Annotated in this window: 24 protein-coding genes and 1 pseudogene; 13 read left to right on the top strand and 12 right to left on the bottom strand. The window is 72.2% G+C overall.

Annotation, left to right across the window (positions count from 1 at the left end; translation table 11 throughout):
* The first annotated feature begins 33 nt into the window (after positions 1 to 33).
* Positions 34 to 1,233, top strand: coding sequence for a cysteine desulfurase-like protein (locus ACWCQS_RS23610; protein WP_451006275.1), 1,200 nt, complete (start codon positions 34 to 36; stop codon positions 1,231 to 1,233).
* 369 nt (positions 1,234 to 1,602) lie between these two features.
* Here ACWCQS_RS23610 and ACWCQS_RS23605 read toward each other — a convergent pair whose 3' ends face one another.
* From ACWCQS_RS23605 to ACWCQS_RS23590, 4 genes are all read right to left on the bottom strand, one after another.
* Positions 1,603 to 2,883 (bottom strand): MDR family MFS transporter, encoded by a 1,281-nt coding sequence (locus ACWCQS_RS23605; RefSeq protein WP_451006274.1) that lies wholly within the window; start codon positions 2,881 to 2,883, stop codon positions 1,603 to 1,605.
* Positions 2,880 to 4,010, bottom strand: coding sequence for a PLP-dependent cysteine synthase family protein (locus tag ACWCQS_RS23600; RefSeq protein ID WP_451006273.1), 1,131 nt, complete (start codon positions 4,008 to 4,010; stop codon positions 2,880 to 2,882). The genes ACWCQS_RS23605 and ACWCQS_RS23600 overlap by 4 nt, the downstream gene beginning before the upstream one ends.
* Before the next feature lie 124 nt (positions 4,011 to 4,134).
* Positions 4,135 to 4,596: a hypothetical protein gene (locus ACWCQS_RS23595; protein ID WP_451006272.1), complete on the bottom strand. Its 462-nt coding sequence runs from the start codon at positions 4,594 to 4,596 to the stop codon at positions 4,135 to 4,137.
* 124 nt (positions 4,597 to 4,720) lie between these two features.
* Positions 4,721 to 5,470 carry a polysaccharide deacetylase family protein gene (locus tag ACWCQS_RS23590; protein WP_451006271.1) on the bottom strand — a complete coding sequence of 250 codons (750 nt, stop codon included), beginning with the start codon at positions 5,468 to 5,470 and terminating at the stop codon, positions 4,721 to 4,723.
* Between the two features lie 222 nt (positions 5,471 to 5,692).
* Here ACWCQS_RS23590 and ACWCQS_RS23585 point away from each other — a divergent pair, with 222 nt between their 5' ends.
* Complete coding sequence (locus tag ACWCQS_RS23585) at positions 5,693 to 6,310, top strand: class I SAM-dependent methyltransferase (RefSeq protein ID WP_451006270.1); 618 nt, start codon at positions 5,693 to 5,695, stop codon at positions 6,308 to 6,310.
* A gap of 31 nt (positions 6,311 to 6,341) precedes the next feature.
* The gene (locus tag ACWCQS_RS23580) at positions 6,342 to 7,013 is read left to right on the top strand and encodes a DUF2218 domain-containing protein (RefSeq protein ID WP_451006269.1); all 672 of its coding nucleotides are present in this window, start codon (positions 6,342 to 6,344) and stop codon (positions 7,011 to 7,013) included.
* A 232-nt stretch (positions 7,014 to 7,245) separates the two neighbouring features.
* Here ACWCQS_RS23580 and ACWCQS_RS23575 read toward each other — a convergent pair whose 3' ends face one another.
* Positions 7,246 to 7,815 (bottom strand): TetR/AcrR family transcriptional regulator, encoded by a 570-nt coding sequence (locus ACWCQS_RS23575; protein ID WP_451006268.1) that lies wholly within the window; start codon positions 7,813 to 7,815, stop codon positions 7,246 to 7,248.
* Positions 7,816 to 7,996: 181 nt separating this feature from the next.
* Here ACWCQS_RS23575 and ACWCQS_RS23570 point away from each other — a divergent pair, with 181 nt between their 5' ends.
* Together ACWCQS_RS23570 and ACWCQS_RS23565 are read left to right on the top strand one after the other, a co-directional pair.
* Positions 7,997 to 8,632, top strand: coding sequence for a DedA family protein (locus tag ACWCQS_RS23570; protein WP_451006453.1), 636 nt, complete (start codon positions 7,997 to 7,999; stop codon positions 8,630 to 8,632).
* A gap of 117 nt (positions 8,633 to 8,749) precedes the next feature.
* A pseudogene (locus ACWCQS_RS23565) lies at positions 8,750 to 10,129 on the top strand (purine-cytosine permease family protein); the annotation flags it as partial.
* Positions 10,130 to 10,146: 17 nt separating this feature from the next.
* Here the strand turns inward: ACWCQS_RS23565 and ACWCQS_RS23560 are convergent.
* On the bottom strand, positions 10,147 to 10,869 hold the full coding sequence (locus tag ACWCQS_RS23560; RefSeq protein ID WP_451006267.1) for a DUF2625 domain-containing protein: 723 nt from the start codon (positions 10,867 to 10,869) through the stop codon (positions 10,147 to 10,149).
* Positions 10,870 to 10,993: 124 nt separating this feature from the next.
* Here ACWCQS_RS23560 and ACWCQS_RS23555 point away from each other — a divergent pair, with 124 nt between their 5' ends.
* The 3 genes from ACWCQS_RS23555 (at position 10,994) to ACWCQS_RS23545 (ending at position 13,042) form a co-directional block, all read left to right on the top strand.
* Positions 10,994 to 11,296: a hypothetical protein gene (locus ACWCQS_RS23555; RefSeq protein WP_451006266.1), complete on the top strand. Its 303-nt coding sequence runs from the start codon at positions 10,994 to 10,996 to the stop codon at positions 11,294 to 11,296.
* 51 nt (positions 11,297 to 11,347) lie between these two features.
* On the top strand, positions 11,348 to 11,707 hold the full coding sequence (locus ACWCQS_RS23550) for a DUF779 domain-containing protein (RefSeq protein ID WP_451006265.1): 360 nt from the start codon (positions 11,348 to 11,350) through the stop codon (positions 11,705 to 11,707).
* Between the two features lie 93 nt (positions 11,708 to 11,800).
* A complete protein-coding gene (locus ACWCQS_RS23545) occupies positions 11,801 to 13,042 on the top strand; it encodes a phosphodiester glycosidase family protein (protein WP_451006264.1) in 1,242 nt (413 codons plus the stop codon).
* Between the two features lie 2 nt (positions 13,043 to 13,044).
* On the opposite strand, the gene ACWCQS_RS23540 is transcribed toward ACWCQS_RS23545, so the two are convergent.
* The 6 genes from ACWCQS_RS23540 to ACWCQS_RS23515 all read right to left on the bottom strand — a co-directional run bounded on the left by ACWCQS_RS23540 (position 13,045) and on the right by ACWCQS_RS23515 (position 18,248).
* Positions 13,045 to 13,233 carry a hypothetical protein gene (locus tag ACWCQS_RS23540; protein ID WP_388632984.1) on the bottom strand — a complete coding sequence of 63 codons (189 nt, stop codon included), beginning with the start codon at positions 13,231 to 13,233 and terminating at the stop codon, positions 13,045 to 13,047.
* Between the two features lie 108 nt (positions 13,234 to 13,341).
* On the bottom strand, positions 13,342 to 14,205 hold the full coding sequence (locus ACWCQS_RS23535) for a phosphatidylinositol-specific phospholipase C/glycerophosphodiester phosphodiesterase family protein (RefSeq protein ID WP_451006263.1): 864 nt from the start codon (positions 14,203 to 14,205) through the stop codon (positions 13,342 to 13,344).
* A 161-nt stretch (positions 14,206 to 14,366) separates the two neighbouring features.
* Complete coding sequence (locus tag ACWCQS_RS23530) at positions 14,367 to 15,449, bottom strand: acyl-CoA dehydrogenase family protein (RefSeq protein WP_451006262.1); 1,083 nt, start codon at positions 15,447 to 15,449, stop codon at positions 14,367 to 14,369.
* Positions 15,446 to 16,627, bottom strand: coding sequence for an acyl-CoA dehydrogenase family protein (locus tag ACWCQS_RS23525; protein ID WP_451006261.1), 1,182 nt, complete (start codon positions 16,625 to 16,627; stop codon positions 15,446 to 15,448). Before ACWCQS_RS23525 ends, ACWCQS_RS23530 begins: the two co-directional genes overlap by 4 nt.
* Positions 16,624 to 17,589, bottom strand: coding sequence for an NADPH:quinone oxidoreductase family protein (locus tag ACWCQS_RS23520; protein ID WP_451006260.1), 966 nt, complete (start codon positions 17,587 to 17,589; stop codon positions 16,624 to 16,626). Before ACWCQS_RS23520 ends, ACWCQS_RS23525 begins: the two co-directional genes overlap by 4 nt.
* 86 nt (positions 17,590 to 17,675) lie before the next feature.
* Positions 17,676 to 18,248, bottom strand: a complete 573-nt coding sequence (locus tag ACWCQS_RS23515) for a helix-turn-helix domain-containing protein (RefSeq protein WP_451006259.1) — start codon at positions 18,246 to 18,248, stop codon at positions 17,676 to 17,678.
* Between the two features lie 65 nt (positions 18,249 to 18,313).
* On the opposite strand from ACWCQS_RS23515, the gene ACWCQS_RS23510 reads away from it, so the two are divergent.
* The 5 genes from ACWCQS_RS23510 to ACWCQS_RS23490 all read left to right on the top strand — a co-directional run bounded on the left by ACWCQS_RS23510 (position 18,314) and on the right by ACWCQS_RS23490 (position 23,013).
* Positions 18,314 to 19,255, top strand: coding sequence for an NAD(P)/FAD-dependent oxidoreductase (locus ACWCQS_RS23510; protein WP_451006258.1), 942 nt, complete (start codon positions 18,314 to 18,316; stop codon positions 19,253 to 19,255).
* Positions 19,256 to 19,284: 29 nt separating this feature from the next.
* Complete coding sequence (locus tag ACWCQS_RS23505) at positions 19,285 to 20,823, top strand: ATP-dependent DNA ligase (protein ID WP_451006257.1); 1,539 nt, start codon at positions 19,285 to 19,287, stop codon at positions 20,821 to 20,823.
* On the top strand, positions 20,820 to 21,293 hold the full coding sequence (locus tag ACWCQS_RS23500) for an NUDIX domain-containing protein (protein WP_451006256.1): 474 nt from the start codon (positions 20,820 to 20,822) through the stop codon (positions 21,291 to 21,293). Before ACWCQS_RS23505 ends, ACWCQS_RS23500 begins: the two co-directional genes overlap by 4 nt.
* Before the next feature lie 74 nt (positions 21,294 to 21,367).
* Positions 21,368 to 22,753 carry an NADP-dependent succinic semialdehyde dehydrogenase gene (locus ACWCQS_RS23495; RefSeq protein ID WP_451006255.1) on the top strand — a complete coding sequence of 462 codons (1,386 nt, stop codon included), beginning with the start codon at positions 21,368 to 21,370 and terminating at the stop codon, positions 22,751 to 22,753.
* Positions 22,754 to 22,779: 26 nt separating this feature from the next.
* Positions 22,780 to 23,013 (top strand): DUF6213 family protein, encoded by a 234-nt coding sequence (locus ACWCQS_RS23490; RefSeq protein WP_388632819.1) that lies wholly within the window; start codon positions 22,780 to 22,782, stop codon positions 23,011 to 23,013.
* Positions 23,014 to 23,230: the final 217 nt, after the last annotated feature.

Raw genomic sequence — 23,230 nt, 5'->3', positions numbered from 1 at the left:
ACGCCAGGCACGCCGCCCGACAGAACAGAGACCATGGCCATCGACCTCACCGCCCTGCGGGCCCGCTTCCCCTCCCTCGCCACCGGGCTCGCCTTCTTCGACGGTCCGGGCGGAACGCAGACCCCGCGCCCCGTTGCCGACGCCATCGCCGCGACGCTGACCGGCCCCCTGTCCAACCGGGGAACCGCCAGCCCGTCCGAGCTCAACGCCGAGCGCGCCGTCGCGGACTTCCGCGCAGCCTACGCCGATCTGCTGAACGTGCCCGCGAGCGGCATCGTCCACGGCCGCAGCGCCACGCAACTGACGTACGACTTCTCCCGGCACCTGGCCAAGACCTGGAACGCGGGCGACGAGATCGTCCTCAGCCGCCTCGACCACGACGCCAACGTCCGCCCCTGGATCCAGGCCGCCGAGCGGGCCGGAGTGACGGTCCGCTGGATCGAGATCGCCCCGGAGACCACGGAGCTCGACCTCGACTCGTACGAGCGGGTCCTGACGTCCCGGACCCGGCTGGTCGCGGTCACGGCGGCCTCGAACGTGCTGGGCACCAAGCCGCCCGTCCGCCGGATCGCCGACCGCGCCCACGACGTGGGCGCCCTGGTCTACGTGGACGGCGTGCACTACGCCGCGCACCACCTTGTGGACGTGCCCGCGCTCGGGGTCGACGTGTTCGTCTGCTCGCCGTACAAGTTCCTCGGACCGCACTGCGGGGTGCTCGCGGCGGCACCCGAGTTCCTCGAAACCCTGCGCCCGGACAAGCTCCTGCCCTCCCCCGACACGGTGCCCGAACGTTTCGAGTTCGGCACACTGCCCTACGAGATCCTGGCGGGCGCCACCGCCGCCGTCGACTTCCTCGCCGAGCTGGACCCGGGCACGGGGATCTCGCGCAGGGAGCGCCTCACCCGCTCTTTCGAGTCCCTGCACGAGCACGAACTGACGCTGCGCGCCCGGCTGCAGGAGGGTCTGGACTCCCTGGGCGACGCCATCACCGTGCACTCGAAGGCCGCCGACCGCACCCCGACGCTCCTGATGTCCATCGAAGGCCGCGACGCCCGCGAGGCCCAGGCGCATCTGGCCGCACGCGGCGTGGTGGCACCGGCCGGGTCGTTCTACGCCCACGAACCTTTCACCGCGCTCAAGCTCGAAGCCCCCGCCCTGCGCGCGGGCCTCGCCCCCTACAACACCACCGACGACGTGGCCCGCCTCCTCGACGGGCTCGCCGACTTCCTCTGACCTCGCCGGACATATGCCGAGTACCTGGCCGCGCCTGCACCGGACCTCGCACGCAAGCCGGCTACGACGGCCGCTACCAGATCCTCGGCCCGTAGGTCCGCCCGGAGCGTGCCGTCGGCCGCGCCGGCCTCCAGCAGGTGCCGCGGTGCCCCGGCGAGCCGCTCGCGCGACCTCACCGCCGTCACCACGTCGGCGTCCATCAACGCCGGCACTTCGGCGACGGCTCCGTCGAGGTCAACGACTTCCAGCAGACCGACGTCCCCGGCGTCGTCGCCCTCGGTGACATGGCCCGCCGAGCGGGCCTGCCGTTCCCCGCCGCTCAGCTGGTCATCGCGGCCGCTCAGGAGCCCTGGTGCCGGTGCTCCCCTGTCACGAGGCCACCGCCAACGGTTCCGGCTCCGGCCGGGGATTCAGGCGGCCGGATCGTGCGAGCAGCGCGACACAGCCGGCACAGAGCGCACCCGTCGACGCCAGCACCCACCACGTCAACTCCGGGTGACCGAGGCGATGGGCGGCGTCCCACACCGCACCCGTGGTCAGGTTCCCCACGGTGATGCCGAGCCCGGAAACGGTGTTGTAGAGCCCGTAGTGCGTGGCGACGAGCCGGCCGCCGGCGAGCGAGACGACGGTGTCCATCTCGAACGGGTACGCCGCGGCCGTGCCCAGCCCGAGCAGGGCCACCGCGGTGAACAGCGGCAGCAGTGCCAGGATCCAGTCCAGGAGGCCGGACCTGCTGCCGACCACCAGGTCCGTCAGCGCCAGCGGCAAGAAGGCCGCGCCCATGAGAGCGATGCCGTAGACGATCGCACGCTGCGGGCGCCGACGGCCCCGGGCCCATGCGGTGATCCTCAGCTGTCCGACCACGGCCACGGCGGCAGATACCGCGAACAGAGCCGTGGTCACCGCGTCGCCGCTACCCGGCGCCACCCGATGGGCCTGGAGCGGCAGCGCCAGATAGACCTGGAAGGACAGTACGTAGGAGCCGATCATGGCGAGCGAGAACAGCAGGAAGGGACGGTTGCGGATGACGGTGCCCCAGTCGGCGAGCACTCCGCCCTGTTCGTCCGAACCGGTGGCCTCATGGCCGGGCAGGAAGCGCAGCTGGACGACCGTCAGGGCGAGGAACAGCGCCGCCGCCACCGAGCAGACCAGCCGGAAGTCGGTGGCCAGCAGCGCCAGCCCGACGAGGGGGCCGACGAACATGCCCGCCTGGTAGAAGACATTGAAGGCAGCGAACGCTTCCACCCGCCGCTCCCCTGCTTCCTGGGCGAGACAGGCCCGTACGGCGGGGTTGAACAGCGCCCCCGCGAATCCGGTCGCGGCCGAGGCCACCACGAGGGCGGGCAGGGCGTCGACGAAGCCGAGGAGGCCGAAGCCGGCGGTGCGCAGCAGGCATCCGGCGATGATCGTGGGCTTGTAGCCGAGCCGGTCGGCGAGTGTGCCGCCGACGAGGAACATGCCCTGCTGGGTGAGGTTGCGCACCCCGAGCACCAGGCCGACCGCCCAGGCCGCCATGCCCAGTCCGTCCGCCAGATGCACGGCCAGGTAGGGCATCAGCATGTAGAAGCCGGTGTTGATGGTGAACTGCTGGACCATCAGCAGCCGGACGCACCCGTTGAAGGAGCGGAACTGCGTGACGAGGAGCCTCATCGGACAACCCCCTCCGGCACCGCGACGTTCGTGCACCGGGTCCACCGCTCGACCACCCGTTCACCGCTGTGCGCGATCTCGTCCGGGTCGGCCGCCGGCCGGCTCCCCAGCAGGTCATGGGCGCGGCAGTACTCGTCGCTGTAGACGGTGTTCCAGTAGCGGTGCACACCGTCGGGGAAGATCGCCACGATGCGGGTGTGCTCCGGCTGCGTACGGGCGATCCAGTTCGCGACGAGGGCGACCGCTCCCACACTCCAGCCGCCGCTGGCGTAGTGGCCGCGGGCCAACCGGCGGCAGGTCCACACCGCCTCGCCAGGGCTCACCCAGTGCGCCTCGTCGAAGGCCGCGTGGTCGACGTTCCCGGGATGGATGCTGCTGCCCAGGCCGCGCATCAGGCGCGGGCCGGCGGGCTGGCCGAAGACGGTGGAGCGCACCGAGTCGACGCCGACGAGGCGCAGCTGCGGGTTGAACGTGCGCAGCGTACGGGCGACGCCCGCCGAGTGACCGCCGGTGCCGACGGCGGCCACCAGGACGTCGACCCGGCCGAGCTGGACGATCAGTTCCAGGGCGAGGGCGGCGTACGCGGCAACGTTGTCCGGGTTGTTGTACTGGTCGGGGCACCAGGCCGCAGGGGTGCGCGCGAGCAGCGCGCGTACCAGCTGCCGGCGCGCCTCCTGCCAGCCGCCCACCGGGTGCGGCTCGGTGACCGCCTCGACATGCGCCCCGAGTGCGCCCAGCTGGTGCACCATCAGCGGCTCCATGCCGGGGTCGGTGACGAGGGTGACCGGGTGGCCGTAGGTGATGCCGGCCAGGGCGAGGCCGAGGCCGAGCGTGCCGCTGGTGGACTCGATCACGGGTGCGCCCGGTGCGAGATCGCCGCGCTTGCGTGCGGCAGCGACCATGTTGAGGGCCGCGCGGTCCTTGAGGCCGCCGGGGTTGGCGCTCTCCAGCTTGGCCCAGAAGCCACGCCCGGGCGGATTGAAGGGCTCGCCCACCCACAGGACCGGGGTGTTGCCGACCATGCCGGCCGGCGACCGGCGCGGGGCTCCGGCCGGTTCGGGGAGTTCGTGCGCTGCGAGGAAGGAGCTGATGTCGCGCGAGGAGATGCCGCGCAGAGCTGTGCTCATGGAGTCGTCCTTCTGCGGCCCGTGGTTGCCATGGGCCGTCGTGTGTGCCGTACGGAGCATGCGCAGGGCCCGGCGGCGTGACCCTTCCGGGGATCACCCTCGGGGCACGGCCGGGGCAGCTCTGTCAGGTACGGCTGACGCAGACGAGGCGCAGCAGATGCAGTCCGCCGGAGTCCGGCGGGGGTTCCGGGCCCGACCCTCCCGGCGGTGCGCCGGGCAGCAGCAGGTCGCCCGTGCGGCCGGTCCGGATGAGGACGAGCAGCAGCATCGCCAGGATCAGGGCCGCCGAGGATCCCCGCAGGTCGGCCGGCCGGTCGGCCGGGTCGCAGCACGCGGTGCCGTGGCCGGGGTGGTCACCGGCGTCGTGGTCCGCGGAACGGGCCGCGGCGTCGGATCCGAGCGGCGGGGCGCCGGCGCTCGGGGCCGCACTCGTCATCGCCATGCTCTCCGCCACGGTATGCGAGTGGGCGTCGGCATGGTGCAGGGCGCAGGAGACGACGTGGGCCATGAGCATCAGCGCCAGGCCCACGAGGAGGGCAAGGGCCGGCGTACGCCTCTCCAGGCGGCCGGCCGATTCCTGCGGCATGCGAAAGATCGTATGCAGCTCGACACGGTATGGCAGCTTTCAGCGACGTTCGGGTGAATTATCAGAGCTCCTTGTGAGGCGGAACGCGAACCGGCGACCGCACTGTGCCGGCTTCCGAGCCTGACTAGGGCCGGTAGACCATCCCCGGTTGGGCCTTGGCCGGGGCGAGGAGCTGCGACACCGTGACAATCGTGTAGCCGCGCTGTTCGAGCGCCTTGATGATCCCCGGGACGGCGGGCACGGTGCCCTTGTGCAGGTCGTGCAGCAGGATGATGCCGTCGCGGTGAGTCTGGTCGAGCACCCGCCTGGTGATCAGGGCCGAGTCGGTCGTCTCGTAGTCCTTGGCCGTGACGCTCCACAGGACCTGTGCCAGGCCCAACTCCTTGCAGATCTTGGCCACGTCACGGTTGGTGCGGCCCTGCGGCGGACGCATCAGGACGGGCCTGGTGCCGGTGATCTTCTCGATGGCGTCCTGCGTGCGGGTCAGTTCCTGACGGGCATCGGCCGTGTCGATCTGCGTGAGGATCTTGTGGTTCCAGGTGTGGTTGCCGATTTCGTGCCCCTCGGCCGCGATGCGACGGAGGATCTCGGGGTACTTCCCGATGTGCCCCTCGCCCTGCACGAAGAACGTCGCGTGCAGGTGCTCCCGTTTCAGGATGTCCAGCAGCCCGGGCGTCGTCGGACTGGGGCCGCCGTCGAAGGTGAGGGCCACGCACTTCGCCTTGCGGCAGTCGACCGCTCCGGCAGCCACCGTTCCCGATGCCTTGTCCCGGGCGGCGCGCGGCGACGTGTGATCGTACGTCGTGACCGTCAGGGCGATCGTCACCGCGACGATCACGACGACGGTCACGGCCGTCACGAGAGCGATGAGCATGCGCGACCGTCGTCTTCGGTACCAGGGCACGGGAAGCCTTTCGCTGGATCAGGGGATTGCCGACGTGTCTATTGACGGCTTTTCCGTTCCTTGGGTTCATCCGCTCCGCGGGTTCTGTTTTCGCGACACATCGACTTGACGTAGACACTCTGTCTCGATAAAGCTTGCTCCGCAGAGACCGCAGCACGCCCCGGACCATCAACCGCGACGGAGGACAGCCACGTGTCCAGCCCGTACTCCCATGCCGGTTCCGGCACGCCATGGGCGCGCCCCGACGACATGTACGCCAGCGCACCACCGTGGGACATCGGCCGGCCTCAGCCCGCGTTCCTCGCACTCGCCGACGCCGGGGCCATCCGGGGCCGGGTGCTGGACGTCGGCTGCGGAACCGGGGAGCACGTGCTCATGTGCGCCGCCCGGGGTCTGGACGCCACCGGCGTCGATCTCGCGTCCCGGGCCCTTCGGGCCGCGGAGGACAAGGCGCGCCGGCGGGGCCTCGCCGCCCGCTTCCTGCACCACGACGCCCGCAGGCTGAGCGATCTCGGGGAGTTGTTCGACACCGTGCTCGACTGCGGGCTCTTCCACATCTTCGACGACGAGGACCGGACCGCCTTCGCCGACAGCCTGGGCACCGCGGTACGGCCGGGTGGCCGCTACTTCATGCTCTGCTTCAGCGACCGGCAGCCCGGCGACCAAGGGCCGCGGCGGGTGACGAGGGACGAGATCACCTCCACGTTCGCCGGCGGTTGGCGGGTCGACTCGATCGAACCGGCCACGATCGACATCACCACCGATCCCACGGGCGTTCGGGCCTGGCTGGCCGCCCTCACCAGGATCTGACATCCGCGGGGTGTCCGAGACAAGGAATGCCATGCCGACCGCCGAAGCCCGGATCGCGACGGACCGCGCGAGCCGGTACCTCGTCCAACTCTGCCGCCACACCGCCATGATGCGCCGGATGCGGCATCAGTCACCGGCCGGGCATGGCGGCGGCCGGATGCCGGACGTTCGCCACGTCCAGTGGTCCGACACCCACGGAACCGTGCGCTTCGGCGAGGGCGCGTGGCATCTGGAAGCGGGACCCGACGCGCTGACACTGCGCGTCGAGGCCGCCGACGAGCAGGCCCTGCGACGACTCCGGACGGGGATCACCATGCGCCTCGAAACGATCGGCCGGCGCGACGGTCTGACGGTCACCTGGCGGCGCGCGCCGGCTCCCCCGGCGCCCGCCACCGATGAGGCGTCCGGTGCGATCCGGCCGGCCGAGGGCGGGAAGCGGCAGCTTCGTGGGCCCGCGCGGGTGGCCGGCCTCCTGGCAGTCGGCGCACTCGTCGTCGCCCTGCACCTCGGCGTGGCCGGGGCCGCGCTGACCGTCCCGTCGTGGACGGGCTGGGCCGCGGGCGGCGTCCTGGCCCTCATCGCGCTGAAGGTCCTTTTCATAGGCGGCCACGTCGTCCTGGGCCGCGCGGGCATCCGGCGGGGCAGGTCCTTCCTGACCCACCGCATGCCTCGGCTCGGTTCGTCCCGGGATCGACACACGTGACGTCCACGGCGGTTCACCTGACCGCCACCCATGGACGTGCTGAACGGCGGGGCAATGGCCGGGTGCACGAAGTGGCGGCCCTGGACCGAGTCGCTTCGCCGGCCGAGACACTCGGTGTTCTCCGGCCGGGCGGACGAAGGAGCCGTGCACACGTCCGCCCCGGTCAGTGAGCCTGTCCGCATGGCCGGTCTGGAAGCCGGACAGGCCCTGGCAGTCCCCCGCGCCGGTCGGCCTACGGCCGCAGGCCCGCCAGGGTGACGGCCACGAGCCGCCGCACCGCAGCCCTGGACGGCAGGTCACCGGCCCCTGCGAGGGCGTGCAGACAGAATCCGGCCAGCTCGTCCGGACTGACGTCGCCCCGCACCTCGCCCGCTTCCGCCGCCTCCGCCAACAGGCCCCGTACGAAGCGATGGAGATGCTGCTCGGCATGCGCCACATGGTCGCCTCGGTGCAGGAGCGCAGAGAACTCCGCTCCATGGCCGTGCCGCTGTTGCTGAATGAGCGCGTAGGCCTCCAGGACCGCGGCGAGCCGTTCGCCAGGCGTGCCGGCGCGGTCACGCAGTTCAGCGAGTTGATCGAGGTGCCCGGCGATCTGGCGCTCGTGCCAGGCCATCATGATCGACTCGACGTCCGGGAAGTACTTGTACAGCGTGGCCCGGCCGATGCCGCTCTGCTCGGCGATCCGGGACATCGTCACCCCGCGCAGACCCTGCTCGGCCACGAGTGCGGCCGTGGTCTCCAGCACCGCTTCCCGGACGGCGCGGCGATGCTCTTCGATCGTCTCGTTCCACAGCTTCGGCACGACGTCAGTGTACGCGGCGACGATATCGATACATTCCGCTTCCATGCAGACATCGTGTCTCGATAACTGCTGCGCCCACGTGCAGGACGCCCGGGTGCGGTGCCGGGGCGGGCGTTTTCGCAGTGGCCGGGCGATGCTTAGCAGCGAGCAGCCCTGCGAGCAGGCCGGGAGGCGCGGCCAGGTGATAGCCGTCAATCCGCTGAACAGCGCCTCGGTGCTGGCCGCCTTCGGCGCGCTCGGCGTCCTGGTGGTGATCTTCGCGGAGTCCGGTCTGCTGGTCGTCGGCTTCTTCCTGCCCGGTGACACCCTGCTGTTGCCGGCCGGTGTGCTGTGCGCCGGAAGTGCGCAGCAGCCGCCCCGGCTGGCGTTGTGGCAGGTGCTGCTGTGCGCGGCGGTCGGCGCGGTGGTGGGCGGGCAGGTCGGGTATCTGATCGGGCGGCACGGCGGACGGGCGCTGCTGGCCCGCACCTCCAGCCGCCGGGTGAAGGCGGCGGCCGCCCGGGCCGAGGAGCTGCTGGCCCGCTACGGCCACGGGAAGGCGCTGGTCATCGGCCGGTTCGTGCCGTTGCTGCGGACGGTGCTGCACCCGGTGGCCGGTGTCCTCGGGGTGCCCGTTCGGACCTTCACGCTCTGGCAGGCCGTGGGCGGGGTGCTGTGGTCGCAACTGCTCGTCCTCGCCGGGTACAGCCTCGGCACGTCGGTCCCGCATCTCGAGGACTACCTGCTGCCGCTGGTCGCCGTGGTCGTCGCCCTGTCGATGCTGCCCCTCCTGTTCGAGGCCCGCCGCGCCCGCCGCGAAGGGCGTACCCGCCGCTGAGCGCTCGGCTGAGCGTGCCGCGCTGCGCCGGGCGCGACCAGCCACGACGTCGCCGCGGACGGCGGTAGCCGCACATGAGACACAGCCCCCGCCCTTTCGGGGCACTCAGCCCACCGCCCCCCTCGCGAGCGGGCCGGTGGCATCGAGGCGCACGGCATCGACCACATCCCCGACTCCGAGCGGCGCGGACGTCCCCGCGAGCTGTTCTCGGTGTGGGCCGCCGCCAATGTGAACTACCTCAGCCTGGTCGTCGGCGGCGCGCTGGTGCTGATGGGCCTGAGCCTGTGGCAGGCGATCGCGGTGAACCTCGTCGGCAACCTGTTCTGGCTGCTCACCGGGCTGCTGGCGATCCCGGGACCGGCGGCGGGCGCCCCGAGCGAGGTCATCACCAGGACCATGTACGGCGTACTCGGCAACCGGGTCAACAACGCGGTCACCGGCTGGATGATCTCCGTCTGCTACTTCGCGCTGAACCTGGCCACGGCGGCGACGGCGGCCTTCTCGCTGGTCGCCCGGACCGGTCTGCCGGTGAACACCGCGGTGCAGGCCGTCGTCGTGGTGCTGATCGCGGCGATCACCCTCGCCATCAGCGTCTGGGGCCATGCCGCGATCATCCGGCTCTATGTGCCGATCACCCTCGCCCTGACCGCCGTCTTCGCCGTGGTCGGCTTCGTGGTGGTGCGGCACACCGACTTCGGTTACGTCCCGGACCGGCCGCTGACCGGCACCGCCCTGTGGGCGACCCTGCTGGCCGGCGTCGCCCTCATCGCCTCGGGGCCCCTGTCGTACACCACCAGCGCGGACTTCTCCCGGTACCTGCCCCGCACCGTGTCCGCCAAGGCGGTGGCGGGCTGGACGGCCTTCGGCGGCTTTCTGTCCAGCGTCCTGGTCTGCGGCATCGGCGCGTTCGCCGCGACCGCCGTGGACATGAACGACCCGGAGTCCTCGCTCCAGCGGCTGCTCCCCGGCTGGTTCCGCCCGCTGTTCCTGCTCGCGCCGGTCCTCGGCACCATCGCCCTCAACGCGCTGACCGCCTACAGCGCCGGTCTCGCCCTCCAGGCCGTCGGTCTGCGCATCCGGCGCTCCCGCAGCGTGCTCGTCGACGGCACCGTCTCCGTCGCCCTGACCCTGTACGCGCTGCTCGTCTCGGACTTCCTCGACACCGTCGGCAATGTGCTGCAGCTGACCGTGGTCCTGCTCGGCCCGAGGACGGCCGTCTACGCCACCGACACCCTGCTGCGCCGCAACCGCTACGACGGCCTCGCCCTCGGCGACGAGTCCCGCACCGGGCCCTTCTGGTACACGGGCGGGTTCAACTGGGCGGGAGTGCTGGCACTCGGAGCGGGCGTGGCCGCCTCCGCGGTGTGCGTCGACACCGCCTACACCGGGCCCGTGGCGTCCGCCCTGGGCGGCATCGACCTGGCCCTGCCGACGGGCCTGATCGTGTCCTCGGCCATGTACGCGCTGCTGATGCGCAGGCTCCGCGTCACCGGGTGAGACACCGCCCCGCGGGCTCACACCTCGCCGAGGAAGCCGGGGTCGGCCGGGCCCAGCTGCCGGGCGGAGTCGGCGGCGACGCCGAGGACCTCCCGCATCGCCACGGCCCGCCGGCTGGTCGCGGCGAGATCCCGGTGCGCCTCCTCGGTCCACAGGGGCGGAAAGACGGTGATGCCCTGCCCGAGGTCGAGGGCCGCCGCCTCCTCGCGCCAGCCCGGCCGGCGCAGGCCGTCGTAGAAGGTCTCCAGCCGGCCGGACAGCAGCCACCACACCCAGGCGGAGTGCCCCATGTCCAGCGCCTCCCACTCCAGGGTGTCGGGCGCGAAGTACGTCATCTGTCCGGGCGCGCCCGGGCGCCCGGCGCGGGCCGGGTCGTGGCCGTTGAGGCAGAACACCCCGCCGAGCACATCATGGCCGACCACGAGCCCGTCCGCCGGGTACCAGGCGGGGTCGGGCCGTTCGGGGAAGGCGTTGACCCGGCCGAGGCTCGGCAGCCCGCTCGCGGCCGAGCCCGCGCCGTACACCCGTACCCATCCGTCGTCCAGGACGAGCCCGCCGCAGTGCAGGGTCAGCGCTCCAAGTACCGAGCGCGCGGTGACCTGGAGCTGCAGCAGACAGCGCCGGCCCTCGTCGGGGTCGGCGGGCAGGACCCGTACCGGTACGGTGCTCGTGGCGAGGGCCTGCCGGAGTTCCGGCCACGCGGGATCGTCCACCCGGACCAGCTCGTCGATCTCTCGCATCCGAGGATGATCGCAGGCGGGGTCCGGCGGCCCGGCACCGGGCACGTCAACGCCGCCTGCGGCGCTTGCGGTTCGGGCGGCGCGGGCGGTGCACCGTGTCCAACCCCGCTGCCGCGGCGCGGACATGGGCCGGATCGCCCGGCCGGGAACCCCCGACGCATCCCCCGTCCTCCAGTCGACCGCGCTGCCGCAGAGCGCCGAGTTCTATGGGGCGCTGGGGTTGGAGGAGGTCATGAACCACGGCTGGATCATGACGCCCGCCTCCGCAGAGAACCCGGCCGTGCAGCTCAGCCTGATGACCGAGGTCCGCACCGCGCCCGTCTTCGTGCGGGATCCGGGCGGCCGGGTGGTGAGCGTGCTCAGCCATCGCTGCCCCCGGTCGGCCGGGTCGACGAGGCGTTCTGGACGGCCCGGTGACGATCCGTGAGACTGGGCCGGGTCGAACGTCCCGCGCACCGGCCCTTCAGGAGGGTGACCCATGGCTGAGGAAGCCCCGCGCGTCGAACTCACCCCCGAGGCCGCGGACCTGGTGCGGCGGCTGCACGCCGAGCACGGTCCGCTGATGTTCCACCAGTCCGGCGGCTGCTGCGACGGCAGCGCGCCCATGTGCTACCCGGACGGCGAGTTCCGCACCGGAGGCTCGGACGTGCTGCTGGCGGAGTTGACGGTGGACGGTGTGGCCGAGCCCGTGACCTTCTGGATGTCCCGGAGCCAGTACCAGGCCTGGAGCCACACCCGGCTGATCGTGGACGTGGTACCCGGACGGGGCAGCGGCTTCTCGCTGGAGGCACCCGAGGGGGTGCGTTTTCTCACTCGTTCTCGCGTAGTCGACGCCTAGTCGGCCCGCCGCTCGCCGCCCTCTGGTGCACTGCCCCGTACGACCCGTACGACGACCCGTACGGCAGGGACAGTTGACGAGACATCAGGGGGCATGGTGATCAGACGTCACAGGCGTTCGGCAGCGGGCAGAGCGGTTCTCACGGCTGTCACGGCGTTCGGTGTGCTGGCCGGTGCGGCCCTGGCGGGAGCGGCACCGGCCGGCGCCGCCCCGGACGGCAAGCGGATCGCGCCCGGCATCACCTACCGGCAGTTCGACGTCGACGCGGCCGCGGGCCCGGCACACGCCCATCTGCTCACGGTCGACCTGGCCGATCCGCATGTCCGCGTGGACCTGCTGTACCCGGGCGCGGTGGCGGCCCGGGCCACCGTCTCCCGGATGGCCGACTCGGCCGGGGCGGTCGCGGGGGTCAACGGTGACTTCTTCGACATCACCGAGACCCAGCATCCGGGCGTGGCGGTCACCGGCGCGAGCGTGGGACCGGCGATCGCGGACGGGCACGTGCTCAAGGCGGCGGTGCCGAACGGCCAGCGCTTCGGGCCCGCGCTGCCGCCGGACACGAGCACGCGGGACGTCTTCGGTGTGGGCACCGACCGGCGGGCCCGGCTGGACCGCCTCTCCCTCTCCGGCAGCGTGCACACGCCGGACGGCACAATCCCGCTGAAGGGCCTGAACCAGTACGCGCTCCCGGAGAACTCCGTCGGCGCCTTCACCGCACGCTGGGGCAGCGTCTCCCGGATGCGCGCCGTGTGCGGCACCGATGCCCAGCGGTCGGCGCCGTGCAGCACCGACACCTACGAGGTGAGGGTGCGGGGCGGCCGGGTGGTCTCCGCCTCCGACACCCCGGGCAGCGGCCCGATCTCGGCGGGCACCACGGTCCTGGTGGGCCGCGAGGAGGGTGCGCAGCGGCTGCGCAAGCTCTCCGTCGGGGATGCGGTGAGCGTGACGCACCGGCTGGTGGCGGCCTCGTCCGGGGTGCCGTACGCGTTCGCGATCGGCGGCTTCCCGGTCCTTGAGCACGGCAAGGCGCTGTCCGGCCTGGACGACCACACCTCGGCGGTGCGCACGGTCGTGGGCTTCAAGCGCGGCGGACGGCAACTGCTGATCCTGGCGCTCGACGGAGCCGCCGAGTACCGGACCGGCATGACGGTCGCGGAGGAGGCCGACACCATGCGCTCGCTGGGCGCGTCCGCCGCCTTCAACCTCGACGGCGGCGGCTCGACGGAGCTGGTCACCCGCGACGACGGGGCCGGCGCCGTGACGGTCCGCAACCATCCGAGCGGTGGCGCCGAGCGTGCGGTCGCGAACGGCGTCGGGGTCTTCTCGGCCGGCTGATCTCAGGGCCGCAGACCGCTCACCAGGTCGGCGGTCGTCATGAGCCCGCTGTGGATGGTGGGCGCCATGCTCGTGCCGGCCAGGAAGAAGCCGAGCAGCATGCAGACCAGGGCGTGGGAGATCTTCAGCGAGCAGTTGCGGATGAAGATCACGGCCAGGATCAGGAGCAGCACGACCGCAGAGACGGGAATGATCACCAGAACCTCCTCCGCCACGCCCCTTGGGTGGCGTTTCGGCCGCAAGTGTGGCGTAGCGGAGGGTTCGTCCGGGCGGCTGACGTGTCCCCCGAACGTGTGGTGTTACGCGGCGGGGTGGGCGTCGAGGAAGTTCTCCAGGCCGGCCAGGTCGTCGGTGTTGAGGTAGTCGACGCCGGCGGCGAGCAGTTCCGTCCACAGGGCGTCGCGGGCCGGTCCCGCGGCGTCCGGGGTGGCCCAGAACCGCACCTGCTGCCCGCGCGCGTGCGCGGCGGCGGTGGTGCTCCGCAGCTTGAGCCGCTCGGCGTCGGGGAACGCGCCCTCGCCCGACCAGGTGAAGTTCTGCGTCCAGTTGTCGCTGATCAGCGAGATGAAGGTGGCCGGGGCAGTGCTGCCCAGGTCGGTGAGCCGGCCGTCGTAGAAGGCGCGCCGCTCGTCCTGCGCCTCCATGGGGATACGGGCGGCGCGGTCACCGGAGATGACGGCGGTGACCGGCCCGGGGTGCACCCGGCCGTGCGCGTACCGGGTGAACAGGTGCGGGTAGCGGCGGAGATGGCGGTCGAGTTCGAGGTAGGTCGACGAGCCCTCGGTCTTGATGTCGATCAGGAGCTGCAGCGGCCTGCGCCATCCCCGGTACACCGAACCGTGCTCGGCCCGGACCCGGGCGGCGAGCGGGTCGAGGTAGAGGGATTCGAGGGTGCGGGACGGGTCCAGCTCGGAGCTGTCGTGCCCGATGAGGAGCTGGTCACCGACGAGGAAGATGTCGGCCTCGACGCTGTTGAAGCGGTGGTCGAGCGCGTCGAACAGCGGGCGGGGATGCTCGTAGTCGTTGTGGGCGTGGGCGTTCCACAGCGGGTGCGGACCGCGCTGTGCGGTGCCCGCCCGGGCCCGCGACGCGGGCAGGGCGACCGCGCCCGCGAGGGCGGCGCCGAGGGTGGTGAGGGCTCTGCGACGGGTGGTGAGGGCCATGCTCTGCCTCCCTTGAGGTGCCGGATGGGACCGAAGGGAGTATGCGTGGCCTCACCACCGAAGAGACCTTCTCTCGCGGGGAGTTGGCGCATTGTTCACTTCCGCGGAGCATGCGCACGGAATGGCCCGCCCCAGGTGGGGCGGGCTTCACTCGGGGTGGGTCAGGGTGCCTGGAGGTCCACCAGTCCGGCCAGCGCCTCGCGGTGGGCACCGGCCGTGCCGTAGGCGATCGAGTCCGCCTTGGCCCGCTTCAGATACAGGTGGATCGGGTGTTCCCAGGTCATCCCGATGCCGCCGTGCAGCTGCAGCGCCTCCTCGGCGGCGTGGACGGCGACCGGGGCGGCGTAGGCCTGGGCAACGGCGACCGAGACATCCGTGTCCGCGCCGGAGGCCAGCGCGTCGGCCGCCGCACGCGCGGCCGCCCGCAGGTTGACGACCTCCAGCCACAGCTGCGCGAGCCGGTGCTTGAGCGCCTGGAAGCCACCGACCGGCCGGTTGAACTGCTTGCGCTCCTTGAGATAGCGCACGGTCTCGGTCAACGCCCAGTCGGCGACACCGAGTTGCTCGGAGGCGAGCAGTCCGGCGGCGGCGCGCAGGGCGCGGCGTACGGCGGGTTCGGCGGCGCCGATACGCCGGCCGGGCGCGCCGTCCAGCCGTACCGTCGCCAGCGGCCGGGTCAGGTCGAGGGAGATCTGCGAGGTGACGGTCGCGGCGTCCGCGGTCACGGCGTACAGGCCGCCGTCCTCGGCCGGGACGAGCAGGACGTCGGCCACGACCGCGTCGGCGATGCCGGTCAACTCCCCGTGCAGAGTGCCGTTCTCCAGTCGTACGGCCTTGAAGTCGGCGCCCGGAGCCGAGTGCAGGCCGACCGCGAGGGCGCCGATGGTGCGCCCGGAGGCCAGCCGCCCCAGCAGTTCCTCGTCACCGCAGGCCAGCAGGGCCTCGGTGGCGACGACGGCGCTGGTGAGGTACGGGACGGGAGCGACCGCCCGCCCCAACTCCTCCAGGACGACGGCGACTTCGCGGGCGGAGGCGCCCTGCCCGCCCTGCTCCTCGGGCACCAGGAGCCCGGCCAGGCCCATGCCCTCGGCGAGGGACTTCCACAGGGCGAGGTCGTGCGGCGTGTCCGACTCGACGCGGGCGATGACGTCCGCGGGCGGGCAGTGGTCCGTGAGGAGGTCGCGGACGGCGGCGCGCAGCGCCTCTTCCTCCTCGGAGTACAGCAGGTCCGGCGCTTTTGTCATCGGGCCAGGTCCTTCCAGGCGACGTCCTTGTCGGTGCGCGGCTCGGCGGGCAGGCCGAGGACCCGCTCGGCGACGATGTTCAGCAGGACCTCGCTGGTCCCGCCCTCGATGCTGTTGCCCTTGGAACGCAGATAGCGGTAGCCGGCGTCGCGGCCGGTGAAGTCGACCAGCTCGGGGCGGCGCATGGTCCAGTCGTCGTACAACAGGCCTTCGTCGCCGCGGAGTTCGACCTCCAGACCGCTGATCTCCTGGTTGAGGCGGGCGAAGGCGAGCTTCATGCCGGAGCCCTCGTAGCCGGGCTGGCCGGCGACGAGCTGCTGGCGCAGGCGTTCGGCGGTGAGGCGGGAGACCTCGGCCTCGACCCACAGCTTCAGCAGGCGCTGGTGCAGGTCGTGGGTGCGCAGCTCGGGGCGTTCGCGCCAGGTCCTGGCGACCGGGCCGATCATGCCGCCCTCGCGGGGCAGCCGCATGCCACCGATGGCCACGCGTTCGTTGTTGAGCGTGGTCTGGGCGACCCGCCAGCCGTTGCCGACCTCGCCGAGGCGACGGGAGTCGGGGATGCGGACGTCGGTGAGGAAGACCTCGTTGAACTCGGCCTCGCCGGTGATCTGGCGCAGCGGCCGGACCTCGACGCCGGGGTCGGTCATGTCGCAGAGGAAGTAGGTGATGCCGGCGTGCTTGGGCACGCTCGGGTCGGTGCGGGCGATGAGGATGGCCCAGCGGGCGTTGTGCGCGCCGGACGTCCACACCTTCTGCCCGTTGACGACCCAGGTGTCGCCTTCCCGCACGGCCCGGGTGCCGAGGGCGGCCAGGTCGGAGCCGGCGCCGGGCTCGCTGAACAGCTGGCACCAGACCTCCTCCCCCGTCCACAGCGGGCGCAGATAGCGCTGCTTCTGCGCCTCCCTGCCGTACTTCAGGATGGTCGGCGCGGCCATGCCGAGCCCGATGCCGTTGCGGCGTGAGTCGTTGTCGGGGGCGCCCGCGGCCTCCAGCTCGGCGTCCACGACGGCCTGCAGGTGGCGGGGCGCGCCCAGTCCGCCGAGGCCCTCCGGGTAGTGCACCCAGGCGAGGCCGGCGTCGAAGCGGGCCCTGAGGAAGTCGAGGCGGTCGGTGCTCGCCGGGGGATGCTGGGTCAGCAACTCCCGTGTGCGGCGGCGCAGTTCTTCGGCGTCGGTCATGCTGCTCCCTCCATCACCACGGCGATCCGGCCGGTGGACCGGCCGTCCGCCACCTTCTGCACGGCCGCGGCCGCCCCGCTCAGCGGCACCCGCTCGCTCACCAGCGGCTTGATCGCGCCCCGGGCGGCCAGCTCGGTCAGCTCCTCGTGGCAGCGCAGGATGAGCTTCGGGTTCTTGGTGGCGTACAGGCCCCAGTGCAGGCCGAGGATCGAGTAGTTCTTCACCAGCGCGTGGTTGAGGGCCGGGCTGGGGATGGTGCCGCTCGCGAAGCCGACCACGACGATCCGGCCCTCGAAGGCGACGAGCTTGGCGGACTGGGCGTAGGCCTCGCCGCCCACCGGGTCGTAGATCACGTCCGCGCCCCGGCCGCCGGTGGCCTCCTTCACCGCCGCGATCACGTCCTCGGAGCGGCGGTCGACCACCACGTCACAGCCCAGCTCGCGGGCCACGGCGGCCTTGTCCGCGCCGCCGACGACACCGATCACGGTGGCCCCGGCCGCCTTGCCGAGCTGGACGGCCGCGCTGCCGACACCGCCGGCGGCGGCGTGCACCAGCAGGGTCTCGCCCGCCTCCAGGTGAGCCCGGCGGTGCAGGCCGAACCAGCCGGTCTGGTAGCCGATGTGCAGTGCGGCGGCCTCGGCGTCGTCCAGCGCGGCGGGGGCCGGCAGCAGGGCACGGGCGTCGGCGAGGGCGTACTCGGCGAAACCGCCGTACGGCAGCGCGGGGTTGGCGATCACCCGGCGGCCGTCCTCGGTGTCGCCGCAGATCTCCACGCCGGGCGTGAACGGCAGCGGCGGGCGCACCTGGTACTGGCCCCGGCACAGCAGCGCGTCCGGAAAGTTGATGTTGGCGGCGCGCACGCGCAGCAGCACCTGGCCGTCCGCGGGCACGGGCCGCTCCACCTCCGCCAGGCGCATCACCTCGCTCGGCTCGCCGTTCTCGTGCACTTGCCATGCCTGCATGCGGGGCCTCCACGGGACTGCTTCGTCTGACCGGGTCCGATCGCATACTAAGCGGTCGCTTGCCAATCAGGGAACAGTCGGCCGTATCACTTCCGCCTGGGCCGTGCCCGTACGTGCATCCGCTCGCCCTGCGGCCCGAACAGACTGAGGAACTCCACCGGCCCCTCCCCCGTCGACCCGAACCAGTGCGGCACGCGCGTGTCGAACTCGGCGGCCTCCCCCGCCGAGAGCACCACGTCGTGCTCGCCGAGGACCAGCCGCAGTCGCCCCGAGAGCACGTAGAGCCACTCGTACCCCTCGTGGGTGCGCGGGTCGGGCTCCTGCTTCCGCTGCGGTTCGAGCACCTTGAAGGCCTGCACGCCGCCGGGCTGGCGGGTCAGCGGCCAGTGGGTGCGCCCGCCCCGCACGATCGGCTCGGACCGCACCCGCGGGTCCCCCACCGGCGGCGCGCCGACCAACTCGTCCAGCGGCACCTGGTGGGCCTGCGCGATCGGCAGCAGCAGTTCGAGACTGGGCTTGCGCAGGCCGGACTCCAGCCGGGAGAGGGTGCTGACCGAGATGCCGGTGGCCTCGGAGAGCGCGGCCAGGGTCACCTCCCGCTCCTTGCGGATGCGGCGCAGCCGGGCGCCCACTTCGGCCAGTACGTCGTCTGTGGTCATGACGACCATTGCAGGAACGGCAAATATGTTTGTCAATGCCGCAGCGGCCGAGCGACCGTCGCGGCATGACCCAGAACACCGAGAACAACAGGTACGAAGCAGTCGTCGTCGGTGGTGGGGCCGCCGGGCTGTCCGCCGCGCTGGTCCTCGGCCGCGCCCGGCGCCGCACGCTGGTCGTGGACGCGGGCGAGCCGCGCAACACGCCGTCCGCGCACATGCAGGGCTATCTCTCCCGGGACGGCATGTCCCCGGCCGAGTTCCTGGCGACCGGCCGCGAGGAGATCGCCCGGTACGGGGTGGAGCTGGTGCGGGACCGGGTCGTGGACGCGGCCAGGGACGAGGACTTCACCGTCGTCCTCGCGAGCGGAGGGACGGTCCGGGCCCGGCAGCTGGTGATCGCCACGGGCCTGAAGGACGAGCTGCCGGACGTCCCCGGGCTGGCCGAGCGGTTCGGCCGGGACGTGGTGCACTGCCCCTACTGCCACGGCTGGGAGGCCCGCGACCTGCCGACCGGGGTGCTCGCGGCCTCGCCGCTGAGCGTGCACCAGGCGCTGATGGTCACCCAGTGGTCGAAGGACGTGCGGTTCTTCCTGCACGAGATGAGCGAGTCGGAGCTGACGGACGACGACCTGCGCCGGCTGGCCGCCGCCGGGGTCACAGTCGTACCCGGGAGGGTCGCGGGACTCGTCGTCGCCGAGGACCGGCTCGCCGGGGTCCGGCTGGAGAACGGCACGGTCCACGACCGAGAGGTCCTGTACGCCGCCCCGCGCGCCGTACCGAACAACCACCTGCTGGTGCGGCTGGGCGCCGAGCTGCGCGAGACGCCGTTCGGCGCCTACCCGGTGATCGACGAGCGGGGCCTGACGACCGTGCCCGGCCTGTGGGCGGCGGGCAACGCGAGCGGCTTCGCCGAGCAGGTGATCAACGCGGCGAGCCGGGGGTACCGGGCGGGGGCCGCGATCAACGGGGAGCTGCTGATGGCCGACCTCGACTCCGTCCGGGTGTAGCCGCCGCTTCCCCGGTGCACGATGACTGCATGCTGCTGACCCGGCTCGCCCAGGTGTCCCGGGAGGTCGCCGCGACGGCGGCCCGGTCCCGCAAGACGGCGCTGCTCGCCGAGTTGTTCCGGGAGGCGGAGGCGGACGACGTGCCGATCGTCATCCCGTACCTGGCCGGACGGCTGCCGCAGGGCCGGCTCGGCGTCGGCTGGAAGGTGCTGAGCCGGCCCGTGCCGCCGGCCGACCAGCCCGGTCTCACGGTGCGCGAGGTCGACGCCCTGCTCAGCGAGCTGGGCAAGGTGTCGGGACCGGGCTCGCAGGCACAGCGGGTCCGGCTCGTCGGCGAGCTGATGGGCGCGGCAACCGAGGAGGAGCAGCGTTTCCTGCTCGGTCTGCTCACCGGCGAGGTGCGGCAGGGCGCGCTGGACGCGGTCGCCGTGGAAGGCCTCGCGCAGGCGACGGGCGCCGACCCGGCCGCCGTACGCCGCGCGGTGATGCTCGCCGGGTCGCTCCAGACGGTCGCCCAGGCCCTGCTCGCCGAGGGGCCCGGGGCACTGGAGAGGTTCCGGCTCACCGTGGGCCGCCCGGTGCTGCCGATGCTGGCGCACAGCGCGTCCTCGGTGGCCGAGGCCGTGGAGAAGCTCGGCGCCTGCGCGGTGGAGGAGAAGCTGGACGGCATCCGGGTGCAGGTCCACCGGGACGGCGACCTGGTCCGGGTTCACACCCGCACCCTGGACGACATCACCGACCGGCTGCCCGAAGTGACCGCCGCCGCACGGGAGTTGCCAGGCGAGCGGTTCATCCTGGACGGCGAGGTGATCTCCTTCGACGCGGCCGGACGGCCCCGGTCCTTCCAGGAGACGGCGGGCCGGGTCGGCTCCCGGACGGACGTGACGAGGGCGGCCGGGGAGACCCCGGTCTCCCCCGTCTTCTTCGACGTCCTGTCGGTCGACGGCACCGATCTGCTGGACCTGCCCTTCGCCGAGCGGCACGCGGAACTTGCCCGGCTGGTGCCCGAGCCGATGCGGGTGCGCCGGACGGTCGCCTCCGGGCCGGGGGACATCGCGGAGGCGGAACGCTTCCTCGCCGATACCCTGGCCCGCGGCCACGAGGGCGTGGTGGTGAAGGCGCTGGACGCGCCGTACAGCGCGGGCCGGCGCGGCGCCGCCTGGCTGAAGGTCAAGCCGGTGCACACCCTCGACCTGGTGGTGCTGGCCGCCGAGTGGGGCCACGGCCGGCGCACAGGCAAGCTGTCCAACCTCCACCTGGGCGCGCGCACGCCCGACGGCGGCTTCGCCATGCTCGGCAAGACCTTCAAGGGCATGACCGACGCGATGCTCGCCTGGCAGACCGAGCGGCTGCAGCAGCTCGCCGTCGAGGACAACGGCTGGGTGGTCGAGGTCCGCCCCGAACTCGTCGTGGAGATCGCCTACGACGGCCTCCAGCGCTCCTCCCGCTACCCGGCCGGCGTCACCCTGCGCTTCGCCCGCGTGGTCCGCTACCGCGAGGACAAACGCCCCGAGGAGGCCGATACCGTGGAGGCCCTGCTGGCGGCCCACCCGGAGGTCAAGCCGTGACGGTGCGTGCGACGAAGCGCAGTGCGGGACTGCTGTTGTTCCGGCATACCGATGAGGGACTGGAGGTATTGCTGGGCCATATGGGTGGTCCGCTCTGGGCGAAGAAGGACGCCGGTGCGTGGACCGTCCCCAAGGGCGAGTACGACCCCGACGAGCCCGCCTGGGAGGCCGCTCGGCGCGAGTTCCAGGAGGAGCTGGGAGTGGCGCCGCCCGACGGGAAGGCCGTACCGCTGGGCGAGGTGGCGCAGCGCAACGGCAAGGTCGTCACGGCCTGGGCCGTCGAGGCGGACCCGGACCTGAGCGGCTTCAGCCCCGGCACCTTCACCATGGAGTGGCCGCCGCGCTCCGGCCGGGAGCAGGAATTCCCGGAACTGGACCGCGTGGCGTGGCTCGGTGTGGACCGGGCCCGGGAGCTGATCATCACGGCGCAGACCGCGTTTCTCGACCGGCTGGCGGAGCACTCGGCCTGAAGGGACGCCACGCGTTGCGTACGGCCGTACTGCGCGCGAAGGTCTAAGCAAGCCCGCTCCCAGGGAGGTCAGCCATGCCCATCGCGACGGTGAACCCGGCGAACGGCGAGACGCTCAAGACGTACGAGCCCATGGGTGAGGAAGAGCTGGAACGCCGGCTCCAGCTCGCCGAGGCCACGTTCCGCACCTACCGGACGATGTCGTTCGTCGACCGTGGCCGGCTGCTGCTGAAGGCCGCCGATCTGCTGGACGAGGATCAGCAGGAGGTCGCCAGGGTGATGACCACCGAGATGGGCAAGCCGATCAGGCAGGCCCGCGCGGAGGCCGCGAAGTGCGCCAAGGCGATGCGCTGGTACGCCGAACGCGCCGAGGGACTGCTGGCCGACGAGGAGCCCGCCGAGTCGGACGTGAAGGACTCCGGCGCCTCCCGGGTCCGGGTGCGGTACCGGCCGATGGGGCCCGTCCTCGCGGTGATGCCCTGGAACTTCCCGCTCTGGCAGGTGATCCGGTTCGCCGCGCCCGCGCTCATGGCGGGCAACGTGGGTCTGCTCAAGCACGCCTCCAACGTCCCCCAGACGGCGCTGTACCTGGAGGACCTGTTCCACCGGGCCGGCTTCACGGAGGGCTGTTTCCAGACGCTGCTGATCGGCTCGGGGGCGGTCGACGACATCCTCCGGGACGAGCGGGTGAAGGCCGCGACGCTCACCGGCAGCGAGCCGGCGGGCCGGGCGGTGGCCGCCACCTGCGGGGAGATGATCAAGAAGACGGTGCTGGAGCTGGGCGGCAGCGACCCGTACGTCGTCATGCCCTCCGCCGACCTGGACCGGGCGGCCGAGGTGGCGGTCACCGCTCGCGTGCAGAACAACGGGCAGTCCTGCATCGCCGCCAAGCGGTTCATCGTCCACACGGACGTCTACGACGCCTTCGCCGAGAAGTTCGTCGCGGGCATGAAGGCGCTCAAGGTCGGCGACCCGCTGGAGGAGGACACCGAGGTCGGGCCGCTCGCCAGCGAGCAGGGGCGGAAGGATCTGGAGGAGCTGGTCGACGACGCCAGGCGCACCGGGGCCGAGGTGCTGTGCGGCGGCGAGCGGCCGGACGGGCCGGGCTGGTACTACCCGCCGACCGTGCTGGCCGGGATCACCCGCGAGATGCGCATCCACCGGGAGGAGGCGTTCGGACCGGTCGCCACGCTGTACCGGGCCGGCGACCTGGACGAGGCGCTGCTCATCGCCAACGACTCGCTGTTCGGGCTGAGTTCCAATGTATGGACACGGGACGAGGGCGAGGTGGAGCGGTTCACACGCGACCTGGAGGCCGGTTCGGTGTACGTCAACGGGATGACGGCCTCCCATCCGGCGTTCCCGTTCGGCGGGGTCAAGCGGTCCGGGTACGGGCGTGAGCTGTCCGGGCACGGAATCCGCGAGTTCTGCAACATCACCACGGTTTGGCAGGGTGCGTGAGCGCTGCGCGGCTACCATCCCCTTTTGTGACCCGCGAAGTGACCCTGCCTCTGATCGTCGACGACCGCGGTACCTTGCAGGTGTCTGCGGCCGACGTGAGTAAGTTGCTGCGGACCGTGGGCGGGCGGTGGCTGCGGCTCGTCGAGGCGGGGGAGCCGGGGCTGGACGAGGACACGGTTGCTGCGCTGACCATTGAGCTGGCCAAGCTGGCCGATCGCATTGACGTGGCGTGCATCGCGCACAGCAGTGGAGCGCCTTAGGCCGGCGAAGTCCCGAGCATTCCCTCGTAAGCAGGCGGCCCTGGGCACGGGCACCCTGGACACGAACAGCTCACACACCTACGGACGTCTGCTAAAGGCACTCGTCCGAAGAAACCGTAGTGCGTGCGCGGGCCCGCCGCGATGCGGGCGCGGTAGCCGCCGAGGGCGGAGAAGGTCGCCATGAGGGCCAGAACGGCGTCCGCCGGGAGGCGTTGAG

Source organism: Streptomyces sp. NPDC002076 (assembly GCF_053593835.1).
This window is presented reverse-complemented; position numbering and strand designations above follow the sequence as displayed.

What these genes read in the sequence shown, in the direction of transcription:
- ACWCQS_RS23555 (WP_451006266.1), top strand. Translation starts at nt 10,994, where the DNA reads ATGGGCCGGATCGCCCGGCCGGGAACCCCCGACGCATCCCCCGTCCTC.
- ACWCQS_RS23610 (WP_451006275.1), top strand. Translation starts at nt 34, where the DNA reads ATGGCCATCGACCTCACCGCCCTGCGGGCCCGCTTCCCCTCCCTCGCC.
- ACWCQS_RS23545 (WP_451006264.1), top strand. Translation starts at nt 11,801, where the DNA reads ATGGTGATCAGACGTCACAGGCGTTCGGCAGCGGGCAGAGCGGTTCTC.
- ACWCQS_RS23600 (WP_451006273.1), bottom strand. Translation starts at nt 4,010, where the DNA reads ATGAGCACAGCTCTGCGCGGCATCTCCTCGCGCGACATCAGCTCCTTC.
- ACWCQS_RS23505 (WP_451006257.1), top strand. Translation starts at nt 19,285, where the DNA reads ATGCTGCTGACCCGGCTCGCCCAGGTGTCCCGGGAGGTCGCCGCGACG.
- ACWCQS_RS23520 (WP_451006260.1), bottom strand. Translation starts at nt 17,589, where the DNA reads ATGCAGGCATGGCAAGTGCACGAGAACGGCGAGCCGAGCGAGGTGATG.
- ACWCQS_RS23595 (WP_451006272.1), bottom strand. Translation starts at nt 4,596, where the DNA reads ATGCCGCAGGAATCGGCCGGCCGCCTGGAGAGGCGTACGCCGGCCCTT.
- ACWCQS_RS23495 (WP_451006255.1), top strand. Translation starts at nt 21,368, where the DNA reads ATGCCCATCGCGACGGTGAACCCGGCGAACGGCGAGACGCTCAAGACG.
- ACWCQS_RS23560 (WP_451006267.1), bottom strand. Translation starts at nt 10,869, where the DNA reads ATGCGAGAGATCGACGAGCTGGTCCGGGTGGACGATCCCGCGTGGCCG.
- ACWCQS_RS23605 (WP_451006274.1), bottom strand. Translation starts at nt 2,883, where the DNA reads ATGAGGCTCCTCGTCACGCAGTTCCGCTCCTTCAACGGGTGCGTCCGG.
- ACWCQS_RS23535 (WP_451006263.1), bottom strand. Translation starts at nt 14,205, where the DNA reads ATGGCCCTCACCACCCGTCGCAGAGCCCTCACCACCCTCGGCGCCGCC.
- ACWCQS_RS23530 (WP_451006262.1), bottom strand. Translation starts at nt 15,449, where the DNA reads ATGACAAAAGCGCCGGACCTGCTGTACTCCGAGGAGGAAGAGGCGCTG.
- ACWCQS_RS23590 (WP_451006271.1), bottom strand. Translation starts at nt 5,470, where the DNA reads ATGCTCATCGCTCTCGTGACGGCCGTGACCGTCGTCGTGATCGTCGCG.
- ACWCQS_RS23550 (WP_451006265.1), top strand. Translation starts at nt 11,348, where the DNA reads ATGGCTGAGGAAGCCCCGCGCGTCGAACTCACCCCCGAGGCCGCGGAC.
- ACWCQS_RS23515 (WP_451006259.1), bottom strand. Translation starts at nt 18,248, where the DNA reads ATGACCACAGACGACGTACTGGCCGAAGTGGGCGCCCGGCTGCGCCGC.
- ACWCQS_RS23580 (WP_451006269.1), top strand. Translation starts at nt 6,342, where the DNA reads ATGCCGACCGCCGAAGCCCGGATCGCGACGGACCGCGCGAGCCGGTAC.
- ACWCQS_RS23510 (WP_451006258.1), top strand. Translation starts at nt 18,314, where the DNA reads ATGACCCAGAACACCGAGAACAACAGGTACGAAGCAGTCGTCGTCGGT.
- ACWCQS_RS23525 (WP_451006261.1), bottom strand. Translation starts at nt 16,627, where the DNA reads ATGACCGACGCCGAAGAACTGCGCCGCCGCACACGGGAGTTGCTGACC.